10 protein-coding genes, 1 rRNA gene and 1 pseudogene are annotated in these 13,983 nt (G+C 67.0%); 10 read left to right on the forward strand and 2 right to left on the reverse strand.

The features are described 5' to 3' along the window. Window positions 1–211: 211 nt before the first annotated feature. From rrf to ABZX86_RS21230, 3 genes and pseudogenes are all read left to right on the forward strand, one after another. Window positions 212–328 (forward strand): 5S ribosomal RNA (gene rrf / locus ABZX86_RS21220). A gap of 1,782 nt (window positions 329–2,110) precedes the next feature. Next, window positions 2,111–2,833 (forward strand): annotated as a pseudogene (locus tag ABZX86_RS21225) (hypothetical protein); the annotation flags it as partial. Window positions 2,834–3,351: 518 nt separating this feature from the next. Further along, the gene (locus ABZX86_RS21230) at window positions 3,352–4,257 is read left to right on the forward strand and encodes an HAD-IIA family hydrolase (protein WP_355125896.1); all 906 of its coding nucleotides are present in this window, start codon (window positions 3,352–3,354) and stop codon (window positions 4,255–4,257) included. A 222-nt stretch (window positions 4,258–4,479) separates the two neighbouring features. Here ABZX86_RS21230 and ABZX86_RS21235 read toward each other — a convergent pair whose 3' ends face one another. After that, complete coding sequence (locus ABZX86_RS21235) at window positions 4,480–5,238, reverse strand: class I SAM-dependent methyltransferase (protein WP_355125898.1); 759 nt, start codon at window positions 5,236–5,238, stop codon at window positions 4,480–4,482. A gap of 138 nt (window positions 5,239–5,376) precedes the next feature. Between ABZX86_RS21235 and ABZX86_RS21240 the strand changes: the two genes are divergently transcribed. From ABZX86_RS21240 to recN, 4 genes are read left to right on the forward strand one after another with little or no spacing between them, the layout of a single operon-like run. After that, complete coding sequence (locus ABZX86_RS21240; protein ID WP_355125900.1) at window positions 5,377–5,643, forward strand: hypothetical protein; 267 nt, start codon at window positions 5,377–5,379, stop codon at window positions 5,641–5,643. Window position 5,644: 1 nt separating this feature from the next. Further along, window positions 5,645–6,517 carry a TlyA family RNA methyltransferase gene (locus tag ABZX86_RS21245; RefSeq protein WP_355125902.1) on the forward strand — a complete coding sequence of 291 codons (873 nt, stop codon included), beginning with the start codon at window positions 5,645–5,647 and terminating at the stop codon, window positions 6,515–6,517. Next, complete coding sequence (locus ABZX86_RS21250; RefSeq protein WP_355125904.1) at window positions 6,514–7,554, forward strand: NAD kinase; 1,041 nt, start codon at window positions 6,514–6,516, stop codon at window positions 7,552–7,554. Before ABZX86_RS21245 ends, ABZX86_RS21250 begins: the two co-directional genes overlap by 4 nt. Beyond that, complete coding sequence (recN, locus tag ABZX86_RS21255) at window positions 7,532–9,304, forward strand: DNA repair protein RecN (protein ID WP_355125906.1); 1,773 nt, start codon at window positions 7,532–7,534, stop codon at window positions 9,302–9,304. Before ABZX86_RS21250 ends, recN begins: the two co-directional genes overlap by 23 nt. 79 nt (window positions 9,305–9,383) lie before the next feature. Here recN and ABZX86_RS21260 read toward each other — a convergent pair whose 3' ends face one another. Further along, window positions 9,384–9,803, reverse strand: a complete 420-nt coding sequence (locus ABZX86_RS21260; protein WP_355125908.1) for an SRPBCC family protein — start codon at window positions 9,801–9,803, stop codon at window positions 9,384–9,386. A gap of 163 nt (window positions 9,804–9,966) precedes the next feature. On the opposite strand from ABZX86_RS21260, the gene steA reads away from it, so the two are divergent. From steA to ABZX86_RS21275, 3 genes are all read left to right on the forward strand, one after another. Further along, complete coding sequence (steA, locus tag ABZX86_RS21265) at window positions 9,967–11,178, forward strand: putative cytokinetic ring protein SteA (protein ID WP_355125910.1); 1,212 nt, start codon at window positions 9,967–9,969, stop codon at window positions 11,176–11,178. 7 nt (window positions 11,179–11,185) lie between these two features. Continuing rightward, entirely contained in the window at window positions 11,186–12,106 is a 921-nt protein-coding gene (locus tag ABZX86_RS21270) for a copper transporter (RefSeq protein ID WP_355125912.1), read from the forward strand. Window positions 12,107–12,205: 99 nt separating this feature from the next. After that, entirely contained in the window at window positions 12,206–13,933 is a 1,728-nt protein-coding gene (locus ABZX86_RS21275; RefSeq protein ID WP_355125914.1) for a CTP synthase, read from the forward strand. Window positions 13,934–13,983 lie beyond the last annotated feature (50 nt).

Genomic DNA, 13,983 nt, shown 5'->3' on the forward strand with positions numbered 1-13,983 from the left:
CCCGGTAACGGGTGCAGGTGACCTGTACTAATAGGCCGAGGACTTACCAACAAAGAAGCTACGCGTCCACTGTGCGGTATCTGAAACAACACACAACCTTGTTGTGTGGGATGTTTCGGGGACCAAGTCCCCGAACCCCTATTGATGGGTGTTCGAGGCCTCGGCCCGCGAATCATCCCGTTACGCAACGGGTGTGACAGTTTCATAGAGTTACGGCGGCTATAGCGGTGGGGAAACGCCCGGTCCCATTCCGAACCCGGAAGCTAAGGCCACCTGCGCCGATGGTACTGCACTCGACAGGGTGTGGGAGAGTAGGACACCGCCGGAACATCCTTCACGAAAGGGGACCCACATGTTGGGTCCCCTTTCGTCGTTTTAGACCCGGTGCCGCCTGGACGCTCAGCGGCGCGTGATTGAATTTGTGGTGGCGGGCTGTGCCGCCAACCCTCACGCGCGCCAGCGCCGCGGGCCGGGTACCGCAGGCAAACTATAGAGAGGGATCACCGTGGCGGAGCAGAGCGACGACCGTAAACCTTTCCGCCGTAGCGGCGGATCCGGTGAGGGCAGCAGCAGCCGGCCGGCGCGCGACAATAGTTCGGGCGATCGGCGTGACCAGGGCAAGTCGGGCTTCAATCGAAGCAGCAGCGGCGGCGGTGGTTTCAATCGTGACGGCGGGCGGGACGCCGGGCGCGGTAGCGCGGGTCGTGGCGACAGCGACCGCGGTAGCTCCAATCGGAGTGAAGGCAGCCGAGGTGGCAGCTTCAACCGAGAGGGCGGCCGCGATAACGCAGGCACCCGTGACAGTGGCAGCGCCGGCTTCGGCCGTGGCGGCTCCAATCGTGAGAACCAGGGTCGCGACGGCGGCCGCAGCGGTTTCGGGCGTGGCGAGAGCCGGGACAGCAATTCCGGCAGTCGCGGTGGATTCAACCGCAGCAGTGATAACCGGAGCAGTGACAGCCGCGGTGGCGACAGCCGTGGCGGCTTCAACCGCGACAGCAATAGCGGTGAGCGCGGTGGATTCAACCGCGGCAGTGCGAGCGGCGGCGGTTTCAATCGCAGCAGCGACAGCCGTGGCAGCGATAGCCGCGGTGGCGACAACCGTAGCGGTGGGTTCAACCGTGGCGGCGAAGGCCGTGACAATGACCGCGGCGGATTCCGCCGGTCCGGTGAAAGCGCTGGTAGTGACCGTGGCGGGTTCAACCGTGGTGGCGATAGCCGCGGTGGGGACAGCCGGGGCGGCTTCAACCGCGATAGCAATAGTGGTGGGTTCAACCGCAGCAGCGACAGCCGTGGTGGCGAGCGCGGTGGATTCAACCGCAGTGAAAGCCGTGACAGTGATCGCGGCGGTTTCAACCGTGGCGGCGCGAGCGGTGGCGGCTTCAATCGCAGCAGCGACAACCGTGGCAGCGATAGCCGCGGTGGCGACAACCGTAGCGGTGGGTTCAACCGTGGCGGCGATAGCCGTGGCAGTGACAGCCGGGGCGATAGCCGCGGTGGCGATCGTGGCGGTTTCAACCGCGGTGGCGATAACCGCAGCAGTGACAGCCGTGGTGGCGATCGTGGTGGCTTCAATCGCGATAGCAGTAGCGGTGATCGCGGTGGCTTCAATCGTGGTGGCGATAGCCGCGGTGGGGACAGCCGTGGCGGGTTCAACCGCGATAGCAATAGCGGTGGTGGATTCAACCGTGGCAGCGATAGCCGCGGCAGTGACAGCCGTGGTGGCGATCGTGGTGGCTTCAATCGCGATAGCAGTAGCGGTGAGCGTGGTGGTTTCAATCGTGGCGAGCGTCGCGAAGGCGATCGTGATGAGCGAAAGACCTTCGGCCGCAGTGGTTTCAGTGGCGACCGGCCGAGCTCGGGTGGCGGCTTCAATCGTGACCGTGCCGACCGCCCGGACCGTGACCGCGCCGATCGGCCCGCTCGTGACCGCGCTGACCGCCCGGATCGGGATCGTGCGGAGCGTCCGGATCGCGATCGTTCCGAGCGTCCCGCCCGTGACGATGCGGCGCGTCCCGACCGCAGCGAGCGTCCTGCCCGCGTAGAGCGCCCGGAACGTTCCGATCGCCCCGAGCGTTCGTCCTTCGCCGGTCGTGACGATTCGTCCGACCGTCGTCGTGGCGGCGAGGGTGCGCGCTTCGGCGGCGATTCCCGTGGTGGCGAACGCCGTGCGAGTCGCCCGGATGAGCCGGAGTTGCCGGAGGAGGTACAGGCCTCGGATCTCGAGCCCGCGGTGCGCCGCGATCTGCTGAGCCTGGACAAGACCAATGCCGATTCCGTGGCCCGGCACCTCATCATGGTGGCGCAGCTGCTGGATGAGGATCCGGAGCTGGCTCTCGAGCATGCTCGTGCGGCCCGTCAGCGTGCCGGTCGTATTGCGGTGGTGCGTGAGACCAATGGTGTCGCGGCCTACCACGCCGGTGAATGGGCGGAGGCGCTGTCCGAGCTGCGTACTGCGCGACGCATGTCCGGCGGCGCCGGTCTGCTCGCGGTCATGGCCGATTGCGAGCGCGGCCTCGGCCGTCCCGAGCGTGCCATCGAACTGGGCCGCAGCGATGAGGCCCGCCTGCTGAAGGGCGACGAGGCCACCGAGCTGCGCATTGTGGTTGCCGGCGCCCGCATGGATCTCGGTCAGTACGACCAGGCCGTGGTGAGCCTGCAGACCGCGGAACTGGATCCGTCCAAGACGGGTTCGGCTTCGGCGCGCCTGTTCTACGCCTATGCCGAGGCCCTGCTGGCCGCCGGTCGGGCGGAGGAATCGCTGACCTGGTTCATGAACGCCGCGTCCGCTGATACCGAGGGTGAGACCGACGCCGAGGACCGCGCTGCGGATCTGGCCGAGGGTGGATCCGGCCATTCGGAGTGGACCACCGCGGTGGCCGACGGCGCCGAATCCGGCGAGGACGACGAGTCGGACTGGACCGCTGCCGTGAACGACGGCACCGAGGACGACGAAGACGCGGATGCCGAAGACGACGAGGACGACTTCGCGGAAGCGGACGACTTCGACGACGAGGATGACGACGACTCGGACGTGGTGCCGGCCGCCGCCGCATCGACCGACAAGTCGGCCAGCGCTGACAAGTCGGCCAGCGTCGCCGAGACCGCCAGCGTCGACGAGACCGATAGCGCCGCCGAGGCCGAAAAGCCCAGCGGCACTGAGCCGGTCGCCGAATCCGCCACCGCGACCCCGGTCGACACCGAGGCCGCGGACAAGGCCGAGGACGGCGACAGAAAGAAGTAGTCGGCCGTATGCGAGATCTGGTCGTGGCATCGACCTAGTAGGCTGGCCGTCCCCGTAAGGGGCGGCCAGCCGATCGGTTTCGGGCGAAGAAGTGTGAGAGGGGCGTCGTTATGCGGCTACGGGATCGGTTCGGCGCACTGCTGCTGGATCTGGATGGCACCCTGTATCGCGGGCACGAGGTGATTCCCGGTGCGCCGGAAGCGCTTTCGGGTGCACCGGAGCAGCGCCTGGCCTATGTCACCAATAATGCCAGTCGTTCCGCCGCCGCCGTGGTGGTGCATCTGCGCGAAATCGGTTTCACCGCAGGCGAAGACGATGTTGTCACCAGCGCGCAGGCCGCCGCGCATCTGCTCGCGGCCCGTCTCGAGCCGGGTGCGTCGGTACTGGTGGTCGGCACCGATGATCTCGCGGCCGAGGTGACTGCCGTTGGCCTGCAGCCGGTTCGCCGCTTCAACGGTGTCGCCCCCGCCGCCGTGGTGCAGGGGCACTCTCCGGAGACGGCCTGGCCGGATCTGGCCGAGGCCGCGTACGCCTTGCGCGCCGGCGCGCTCTGGGTGGCCGCGAATACCGATGCGACACTGCCCAATGAGCGTGGTCTGGCTCCCGGCAACGGTTCCATGGTCGCCGCCCTGCGCACCGCCTCCGGCCTCGAACCCATTGTGGCGGGCAAGCCCTACGCGCCCCTGCTCGAGGATGCCCTCGCCCGGGTCGGCACCCGGGAGGCCCTGGTGGTCGGTGACCGCCTCGACACCGATATCGACGGCGCCCACACTGTCGGCCTCGAATCCTTCCTGGTTCTCACCGGTGTGAGCACCCTCTCGGACCTCCGCACCCAGCCCCCCGGCCGCCTCCCCACCTACATCGCGGAATCCCTTGACGCGCTGAATCATCCGGTCGCCGATACCGCCCCCATTGCCCCCGGCGACGGCGATATCGCCGATGTCATCGGAGCTCTTCTGCAGAAGAATCCCGGCCGCGCAATCGCCGTCGCGGCCCCGCCCGCCTCTGAGGAGTGAATTCCCCGGTCCGATATTCCGGCGATCTGAGCACGCTGCCGGACTCTCGCGGCCACGGCGACACCCTCATGCACTGGATTCGAAACGAGGCCGTCGACCTGGAATGCGAAGCGGTGCAACTGAATTCCGGCGTGTCCCTGGAACGGGCCCCGGCGCACCGCCTCTACATTCGACAGCACCTGGCTATCACTGCACACCACTTCACCCTCGGATTGTGAACTGCTACTCGGGCTTCCGGGCTTCGAACAGCGTCCGCGAGGAGTGAGCGACAAACGGTCCCTCGGCGGTGATCTGCTGATGGAGATCGCGCAGGCGGTCCCGGTATTCCGCCACGGTGAAGCCGGGGACCATCCAGATGACTTTACGAAGGAAGTAGACGACCGCGCCGATATCGTTGAAGCGCATGGGGAGTCGTTCGGTGTGACATTGGACGATATCCAGCCCGGCGGCGCGGGCCGCGGCGGACTCGGTTGAGGGGTCTCGGCCCTTACGGGCCTGCGGCTGCGGCCCGAGGAAGTATTCGACTAGCTCGAACACGCTGGCCGGGCCCACATGCTGCGCGAAGTAGGTTCCGTCCGGTTGCAGCACGCGTGCGATCTCATCCCACCAGAGGGTTGCCGGATGACGGCTGGTGACCAGGTCGAAGGCCGCATCGGCGAAGGGGAGTGGTGGTTCGTCCGGATCGGCGACCACCACCGCGCCGCGCGGGTGCAGCAGCCGGGTGGCCTTGGCCAGATTCGGCGGCCATGATTCGGTGGCGACCATGGTCGGCGGGAAGTGCGCGGCCTCGGCCAGCACCTCACCGCCGCCGGTCTGAATATCCAGCGCCGCCTGTGCGCTCGCCAGTCGCTGTGCCTGCTGCCGCTGATACCCCCAGGACGGCCGCTGTTCGCTGGCGCGCCCGTCCAGCCAGGAGAAGTCCCAGCCGGCTACCGACACGGCGTCGGCTTCGTCGACGAGGTCTTCGAAGTTGCGATCCATTTGCCCGATTCTGCCAGGGCCGTCCACCGGATTTCCGTATCGCGCGGCCACCCGCGGCGGAGTCGATCGGACACACGAGCCGAACCTTCGCGGCCTGGATACTGTTCGAATGCAAGTTCGGGTAGCGTTGTCGCCACCATGAGTACGCCCACGCCCCACCCGCCGTTTCCCTCCCCGGGACCCCGTCCGGGGATGCCGCTGCCGGGGCAGCATGTGCCAGGTGCGACCCAGGAGTTCGCTGATCCGGCGCGAGTGCGCGCGGATGTCGACGCGCTGCTGACCGAATTGTCGGCGGGCGCCCGGGATTCGGCCTCCGACGGCACGGATATGGTGCGCCGCGCGCGCATTCTGGAGCAGGCGCACGAGGTGCTCGTGCAGGCCCTGGCAACGGTGGACAAGATCTAGGGTGGCCAGACGCGCACGGGTGGACGCCGAACTGGTTCGCCGCGGGTTGGCGCGGTCGCGGGAACACGCGGTCGAGCTGATCGACGCGGGCCGTGTCCTCATCAATGGAACCGTTGCCACCAAACCCGCCACCGGTGTGGAGACCGGCGCTCCGCTGCTGGTGCGCGATGAGCCGAACGAGGTGCAGTGGGCCTCGCGCGGCGCGCACAAACTGCTCGGCGCGCTGACGGCCTTCGGAGCCGAGGGCGTCTCGGTCGAGAACAAGCGCTGCCTCGATGCCGGCGCGTCCACCGGTGGCTTCACCGATGTGCTGCTGTCCAAGGGCGCCAAGGAAGTGGTGGCCGCGGATGTCGGCTACGGGCAACTGATCTGGCGTCTGCAGAACGATGATCGCGTGCTGGTGCACGATCGCACCAATGTGCGCGCGCTGACTCCCGAACTCATCGGCGGCACAGTCGAATTGGTGGTCGCCGACCTGTCGTTCATCTCCCTGGCCCTGGTCTTGCCCGCGCTGGCCGCATGCTGCGCGCCGGGCGCGGATCTGCTGCCCATGGTGAAACCGCAGTTCGAGGTCGGTAAGGATCGCCTCGGATCCGGTGGCGTGGTGCGGGATCCGGCGCTGCGGGCCGAAACGGTGCGCGAGGTGGCGGGCGCCGCCGCGAAGCTGGGCCTGCGGACCCGCGGTGTGGTGGCGAGCCCGCTGCCGGGTCCGTCCGGGAATGTCGAGTATTTCCTGTGGTTGCGTAAGGATGGAGTGTCGGACCCGAGCGATACGGTGTCCGCTGCGAGCTCTGCGTCCGCCGTTTACAGTGCGGAGGAGCAGGCTCGGGTAGCGGCATTGATCGAGCGGGCGGTGGAGGAGGGACCACAGTGAATTCGCGGGAGACCGGGCGGGAGATCCTGCTGGTCGCGCATCCGGGTCGCACCGAGATCACCGAAACCGCGCATCGGGTGGCCAAGATCTTCGATGAGGCGGGCATCGGCTTGCGCGTGCTCGAGGACGAGGCATACAGCACCCGTTTCGATCTCGACACGCCCAGCGAGGCCGTCGGCTATCCGGTGCGCATCATGCCGCACGGCCCGGATGCGGGTGTCGGCTGCGAGATGGTGCTCGCGCTCGGTGGTGACGGCACCTTCCTGCGCGCCGCCGAATTGGCGCGTGATGCGTCGGTGCCGGTGCTGGGAATCAATCTGGGCCGCATCGGCTTTCTGACCGAGGCCGAGGCCGAACATCTGGATGAGGCGCTGTCGCAGGTGGTTCGGCGCGATTACACGCTCGAGCAGCGCATGACCATCGATGTCAGCGTGCGCGTGGACGATGTGATCGTCGAGCGCGGCTGGGCCTTGAACGAGGCCAGTATCGAAAACGCCGCGCGCATGGGCGTTCTCGAATTGGTGCTCGAGGTGGACGGTCGCCCGGTGTCGGCCTTCGGCTGTGATGGGGTGCTGATCGCCACGCCGACCGGTTCGACGGCCTATGCTTTCTCCGCCGGCGGTCCGGTGGTGTGGCCGGAACTCGAAGCGCTGCTGGTGATTCCGAGCAATGCCCATGCGCTGTTCGCGCGTCCGCTGGTCACCAGTCCGGCGTCGCGGATCGCCGTGGAAACCGTTGCCACCGGCCATGATGCCATTGTTTTCCTCGACGGCCGACGCACCCTCGCACTGCCGCGGGGCGGCCGGGTCGAGGCGGTCCGCGGGGCCGAGCCGGTGCGCTACGTGCGGTTGGATTCCGCACCGTTCGCCGACCGGATGGTGCGCAAGTTCCAGTTGCCCGTGACAGGCTGGCGAGGCCGCCCGACTGCGCGGTCAGGCGCGGAGGCGGCAGCCCGTGTAACCACGGAGCGTCCGAGTGCAGGCGAGATAGATAACCGCCGAACGGAGAGCACGAGTGCTGACAGAGATCAGGATTGACGGGCTGGGCGTAATTTCCACCGCCACCGCGCAATTCCATGAGGGTTTGACCGTTTTGACCGGTGAGACCGGTGCGGGCAAGACGATGGTGGTGACGAGCCTGCACCTGCTCAGTGGGGCCCGCGCCGATCCGGGGCGGGTGCGCCTGGGCGCCTCCCGCGCGGTGGTCGAAGGCCGCTTCACCGTGGACGATGTCCACGAGGGGGCCATCACCGAGGTCGAGGAGGTGCTCGAATCCTCCGGCGCCGAACGCGATGACGACGGCAGCATCATCGCCGTCCGCACGGTGGGCAGTGACGGCCGGTCCCGCGCGCATCTGGGTGGCCGCGGCGTCCCCGCCTCGGTGCTCTCGGATTTCACGACACCGCTGCTGACGGTGCACGGCCAGAATGATCAGCTGCGCCTGCAGCGACCGGATCAGCAATTGCACGCACTCGATCAGTTCGCCGGCGATTCGGTTGCCGGACTGCTGAAGAAGTATCAGAAGGTACGCCGGGTCTGGCTGGACGCCCGCAATCAATTGGTCGAGCGCACCGCCCGCAGTCGTGAATTGGCGCTCGAGGCCGATCATCTGACCCAGTCGCTGAACGAAATCGATGCCATCGCACCGGAACCCGGTGAGGACGAGCGCCTCGTCGCCGAGGTGCACCGGCTCTCGGATCTGGATTCGCTGCGTGAGGCGGCGTCGACGGCGCACGATGCGCTCGCCGGTCCCTCGGACACGCCCGGTGAGGGTTCGGGTGCGCTGGATCTGCTCGGCACCGCCCGCGCGCGCATGGAAGCCGCCGATGATCCGGCCCTCGTGGGCCTGGCTCCCCGTCTGGGCGAGGCCATTTCGGTGGTGGTGGATCTGACCACCGAACTCAGCTCCTATCTTTCGGATCTGCCGTCCGATCCCGGCGCGCTCGATTCCATGCTCACCCGGCAGGCCGAACTGAAGACGCTCACCAGGAAGTACGCGCCGGATATCGACGGTGTCATCAAGTGGGCCGATGAATCCCGCCTGCGCCTGGCCTCTCTCGACGTTTCCGAGGAGGCCCTGGCCGCGCTGGCCGCGGAGGTCGAAACCGCGGCGGTCAAGGTGCGTGAGGCCGCCCGCAAACTCACCGCCGCTCGCAGTAAGGCCGCAGGCAAGCTGGCCACCGCCGTCAGCACCGAGCTCGGCGGCCTGGCCATGGGCCGGGCGCGGCTGGAGGTCATTGTGCAGCCGGTGCCCGCCGGAGTGCAGGATTCCGCCCCGCTCACCCTCGACGGCAAGGAATTGCACGCCGGTTCGACCGGTGTGGACGAGGCCGAATTCCGGCTCGCCGCGCATTCGGGCGCACAGCCACTTCCCTTGAGCAAGAGCGCTTCCGGCGGTGAGCTCTCCCGCATCATGCTCGCCCTGGAAGTGGTCCTGGCCAGCTCCGAACACGGCACCACCATGGTTTTCGATGAGGTGGACGCCGGCGTCGGTGGCCGCGCGGCCGTCGAAATCGGCCGCCGCCTGGCCCGATTGGCCCGCACCCACCAGGTCATCGTGGTCACCCACCTGCCGCAGGTGGCCGCCTTCGCCGATACCCACCTGGTCGTCGACAAGGTGGATGACGGCAAGGGCGTCAATTCCGGCGTTCGTTCCCTCACCCGTGATGAACGGGTCGTCGAATTGGCCCGCATGCTGGCCGGTCTCGACGACACCGAAACCGGTCGCGCACACGCCTGGGAGCTACTGACCACGGCGGACGCCGAAAAGGTCACCGCCGCCAGCTGATCCAAGAACCAGCAGCGAAACACCGAGGGCCCGCGGAGATTATCCGCGGGCCCTCGGTGCATGAACTATGCGAAGCGTCCTACTTGACGGCCTTGCGGGCGCCGCCGAGGAAGGCATTGATCAGACCCTTGAGTCCGACCTCGAGGGCCTTGGCCGGAACGGGCAGGCTCGGCTCGGACTCCATGGTGTAGACCACCCGGGTGCCGCCGGGTGCGTCGGCGAAGGTGATGGTGCCGACGTGGCGCTTGACCGGGGCGCCCTTGATGACGCGGTAGACCATGCGCTCACCGGGGACCAGTTCGGTGGTCTCCTCGGTGATGCCGAGGCCGGCGAGGCCGATCTTGTACTGGGCGCCGACCCCGGAGGGGCTGCCGACGCCCGGCTTCACCAGGGAAATCTGAACGGGCAGATAGGAGTTGAGGGCGTCTCGATCGCTGAAAAGCTTGTAGACGACATCGCGCGGGGCGGACAGGACAGTATCGACGGTGGTGCTGGCCATAACGGTGGGTCTCCTCTCGAACCGTAGTGCGGAGCTTAGCCTTACCGATGGGTAAGAAGACAGTCCCGTCTGGGACATTCCGTCGCAGTTATCAAGTGGCGAATGCTGACGGACCGGCGCGCCTCCACCAATGGTTGAGACTTTCCGGTAAAGATCGATCGTTATGAAGATGCCGGCCCTGTTGACGCGTAGCACCGAAACGCTCCCCGGAATTGTCGGGATGGCCCGGGTCGACCGCAATACCAGGCGTCTGCTGCAGCGCGTGGGACCGGGTGATGTGGTCGTCCTGGACGAAATGGATCTGGATCGGCTCACCGCCGACCGGCTCGTCGAGGCCGGCGTGGCCGCGGTCGTGAACGCCTCGCCGTCCATCTCCGGCCGCTACCCGAACCTGGGGCCGGAGGTGCTGGTGGCCAATGGAATTCTGCTGCTGGACACGCTCAGCTCCGATGTTTTCAAGAAGATCAAGGACGGCGCCAAGGTCCGCATCGACGGCAGTGTCATCTACGCCGACAAGCTGACCAAGAAGGAGCCGGACGCCCTCGTCGAAGGCATCGAGCTCACCGAGTCGAGCATTTCCGAGCGCATGATCGAGGCCCGCAACGGCCTGGCCGATCATCTGGAAGCGTTCGCGGGCAACACCATCGAGTTCATCCGCACCGAGAGTTCCTTGCTCATCGACGGAATCGGGGTGCCCGAGGTCGCGATCGACATGAAGAAGCGGCATGTCGTGGTTGTCGCAGACGGTCCCGAGCATGTGGCTGACCTCAAGCGCATCAAGCCGTTCATCAAGGAGTACGCGCCGATCCTGATCGGCGTCGGCCGCGGCGCGGATACCCTGACCCGCCACGGCTATCGCCCCGACCTCATCGTCGGCGATCCGGAGGAGATCACCGCAACCACGCTCAAGTGTGGTGCGGAGGTGATCCTGCCGGCCGATACCGACGGGCACGCAAAGGGTTTGGATCGCATCCAGGATCTGGGCATCGGCGCGACCACCTTCCCGTCCTCGGGCGCGCCCGCCGATCTGGCGCTGCTGCTGGCCGATCATCACGGCGCGACGCTGATCGTCACCGTGGGCGCCGCGGCTTCGCTCGACGACTTCTTCGACCGCGGCCGCCGCGATTCCAATCCGGCCACCTTCCTGACCCGTTTGAAAATGGGCACCAAGCTCATGGACGCGAATGCCGTTGCGGCGCTGTACCGGCACCGCGGATCCGGCTGGGCGCTGGCACTGGTCGTGATGGCCGCGCTGGTGGCGCTGATCGTGGTGCTGCTGGCTACGAATATGGGGGGTGAGGCGGCGACCTGGTTCACCGAAACCTGGCATCGCGGCTCGCACTGGTTACAGGTTCAGCTCGATCAGCACAGGTAGGGGACAAGTGATTTCCTTTCGCCACCACGCCGTTTCGATCGCCGCCATCTTCCTGGCCCTCGCGGTCGGCGTGGTGCTCGGCACCCGCACGCACAGCGACGGGTTGTTTCCGGGCACGGGGAACCGGCAGCAGGTGGACTCGCTGACGGCTGAGAACAGCAGGCTCACAGAGCAATTGAAGGCCGCCGACAGTTTCCTGTCCGATGCGGCGGGCAAGGTGCTCGCGAACAGCCTCGCCACCAAGAGCGTGCTGCTGTTCACCACACCCGATTCCGACAGCGCCGATGCCGATGCCGTCGCCGCGGCGCTCACCACCGCGGGCGCGGCGGTCACCGGCCGCGTCGCGCTGACAGGGGCTTTCACCGACTCCTCGGAGAGCGATCGGCTGCGCACCGCGCTGACCAATGTTGTTCCCGCCGGCGCCCAGCTCAAGATCGACGCCGCGGATCAGGGCAGCCTGGCCGGGGATCTGCTGGGTCAGGTGCTGCTCACCGATCCGGCCAATAATCAGCCGCGCGGTACCGAGCAGGAACGCGGGCTGGCACTGGAGACCCTGCGCGGCGGCGGGTTCCTGACTTTCGCCGATGTGAAGCCCGCACAGCTGGCCGTCGTGGTGGCCGGTGACGGCGCGCGATCCGGCGAGAACAATCGCGGCACCATCATCGCCAGGTTCGCCGCGGCATTGCGCGCACACGGCGCCGGGGTGGTGCTGGCGGGTCGCTACGGGGCGGCCGAGGGGCCCGGTCCGATCGCCGTGGCGCGCTCGGAAGCGCCGCTGGCAACAATCACCACCGTGGACAATGTGGACCACGAGATCGGCCGCATCACGACCGTGCTCGGGCTCACTGAGCAGCTGAACGGCGGCACCGGGCGATACGGTACGGGTGACAAGGCGACCTCGCTCACAGTCGCCGCCATGCCGCACTGACCCATCGAGCCAATCACGGGCAATTTCCGGAGTATCGGATCGGCGCGGACTCGCGTGGCATTCGATCGGCATCCCGAATCCGTGTTACCGTGAAGTCCCGTGGGTCAATCACGGATTCCGGCGCGCGCGGCCACGAAACACATCTTCGTCAGCGGTGGTGTCGCCTCTTCACTCGGCAAGGGTCTGACCGCCTCCAGCCTCGGTCAGCTGCTCACGTCACGCGGTTTGCGTGTCACGATGCAGAAGTTGGATCCGTACTTGAACGTCGATCCCGGCACCATGAACCCTTTCCAGCACGGAGAGGTGTTCGTGACCGAGGACGGCGCGGAGACGGACCTCGACGTGGGTCATTACGAACGGTTCCTCGACCGCGATCTCTCCGGGATCGCGAATGTCACTACCGGCCAGATCTATTCGACGGTCATCGCCAAGGAACGTCGTGGCGAGTACCTCGGTGACACCGTGCAGGTCATCCCGCACATCACCGATGAGATCAAGAATCGCATCCAGGCCATGGCCGGACCGGATCTGCACGGGCAGATTCCGGATGTCGTCATCACCGAAATCGGTGGCACCGTCGGCGATATCGAATCGCAGCCTTTCCTCGAGGCGGCGCGGCAGATTCGGCACGACGTGGGTCGCGACAACTGCTTCTTCCTGCACGTCTCGCTGGTGCCCTACCTGGGCCCCTCGGGCGAGCTCAAGACGAAGCCGACCCAGCACTCGGTGGCGGCGCTGCGCAATATCGGTATCCAGCCCGATGCGCTGATTCTGCGTTGCGACCGTGAGGTGCCGCAGCCGCTCAAGAACAAGATCGCGCTCATGTGCGACGTGGAGGTGGATGCCTGCATCTCGACTCCCGACGCGCCGTCGATCTACGACATTCCGAAGGTGCTGCACCGCGAGGGCCTGGACGCGTACGTGGTGCGCCGCCTGGGCCTGCCTTTCCGCGATGTGGACTGGACGGTATGGGGTGGCCTGCTGGATCGGGTGCACAACCCGCGCGAGCACGTCACCGTCGCGCTGGTCGGCAAGTACGTCGATCTGCCGGACGCCTACCTCTCGGTCACCGAGGCGCTGCGTGCGGGCGGTTTCGCCGCACACGCCAAGGTGAACATCCGCTGGGTGCAGTCCGACGAGTGCGAGACCGAGGCCGGCGCCCGGGCGCATCTGCACGATGTGCACGCGGTACTGGTGCCCGGCGGCTTCGGCATCCGCGGCATCGAGGGCAAGGTCGGTGCGATCAAGTACGCACGCACCCACGGCATTCCGCTGCTGGGTCTGTGCCTGGGCATGCAGTGCATGGTGATCGAGGCGGCGCGTTCGGTGGGTCTCACCGATGCCAACTCGACCGAATTCGAGCCGGACGTCAAGTATCCGGTCATCTCCACCATGGCCGATCAGCAGCAGGCCGTGGCCGGTGAGGCCGATCTCGGCGGCACCATGCGACTGGGCGCCTATCCGGCGATCCTGGAAGCGGGTTCGGTGGTGGCGCAGGCCTACGGCGAGACCGAGGTTTCCGAGCGGCACCGGCATCGCTACGAGGTCAACAACACCTACCGCGACAAGATCGCCAAGAGCGGGCTGAAGTTCAGCGGTACCTCCCCGGACGGCAAGCTGGTCGAATTCGTGGAGTTGCCGCAGTCCAAGCATCCGTTCTTCGTCGCCACCCAGGCGCATCCGGAGCTCAAGTCGCGTCCGACGCGTCCGCATCCGCTGTTCGCGGCGCTGATCGGGGCGGCTCTGAAATACAAGCTGGCCGAACAGCTTCCGGTGGATGTCCCGGCCGAGGCCGAGCCCGCCGACGGCGAGAAAGTGACCAGCTGACACTGGCGTGAGCAATGCCCGGGCGGCCCGGCAGCGCATGTCCTCCCGAG

The sequence above is a fragment of the Nocardia sp. NPDC006630 genome, assembly GCF_040611495.1.
Taxonomy (GTDB): domain Bacteria; phylum Actinomycetota; class Actinomycetes; order Mycobacteriales; family Mycobacteriaceae; genus Nocardia.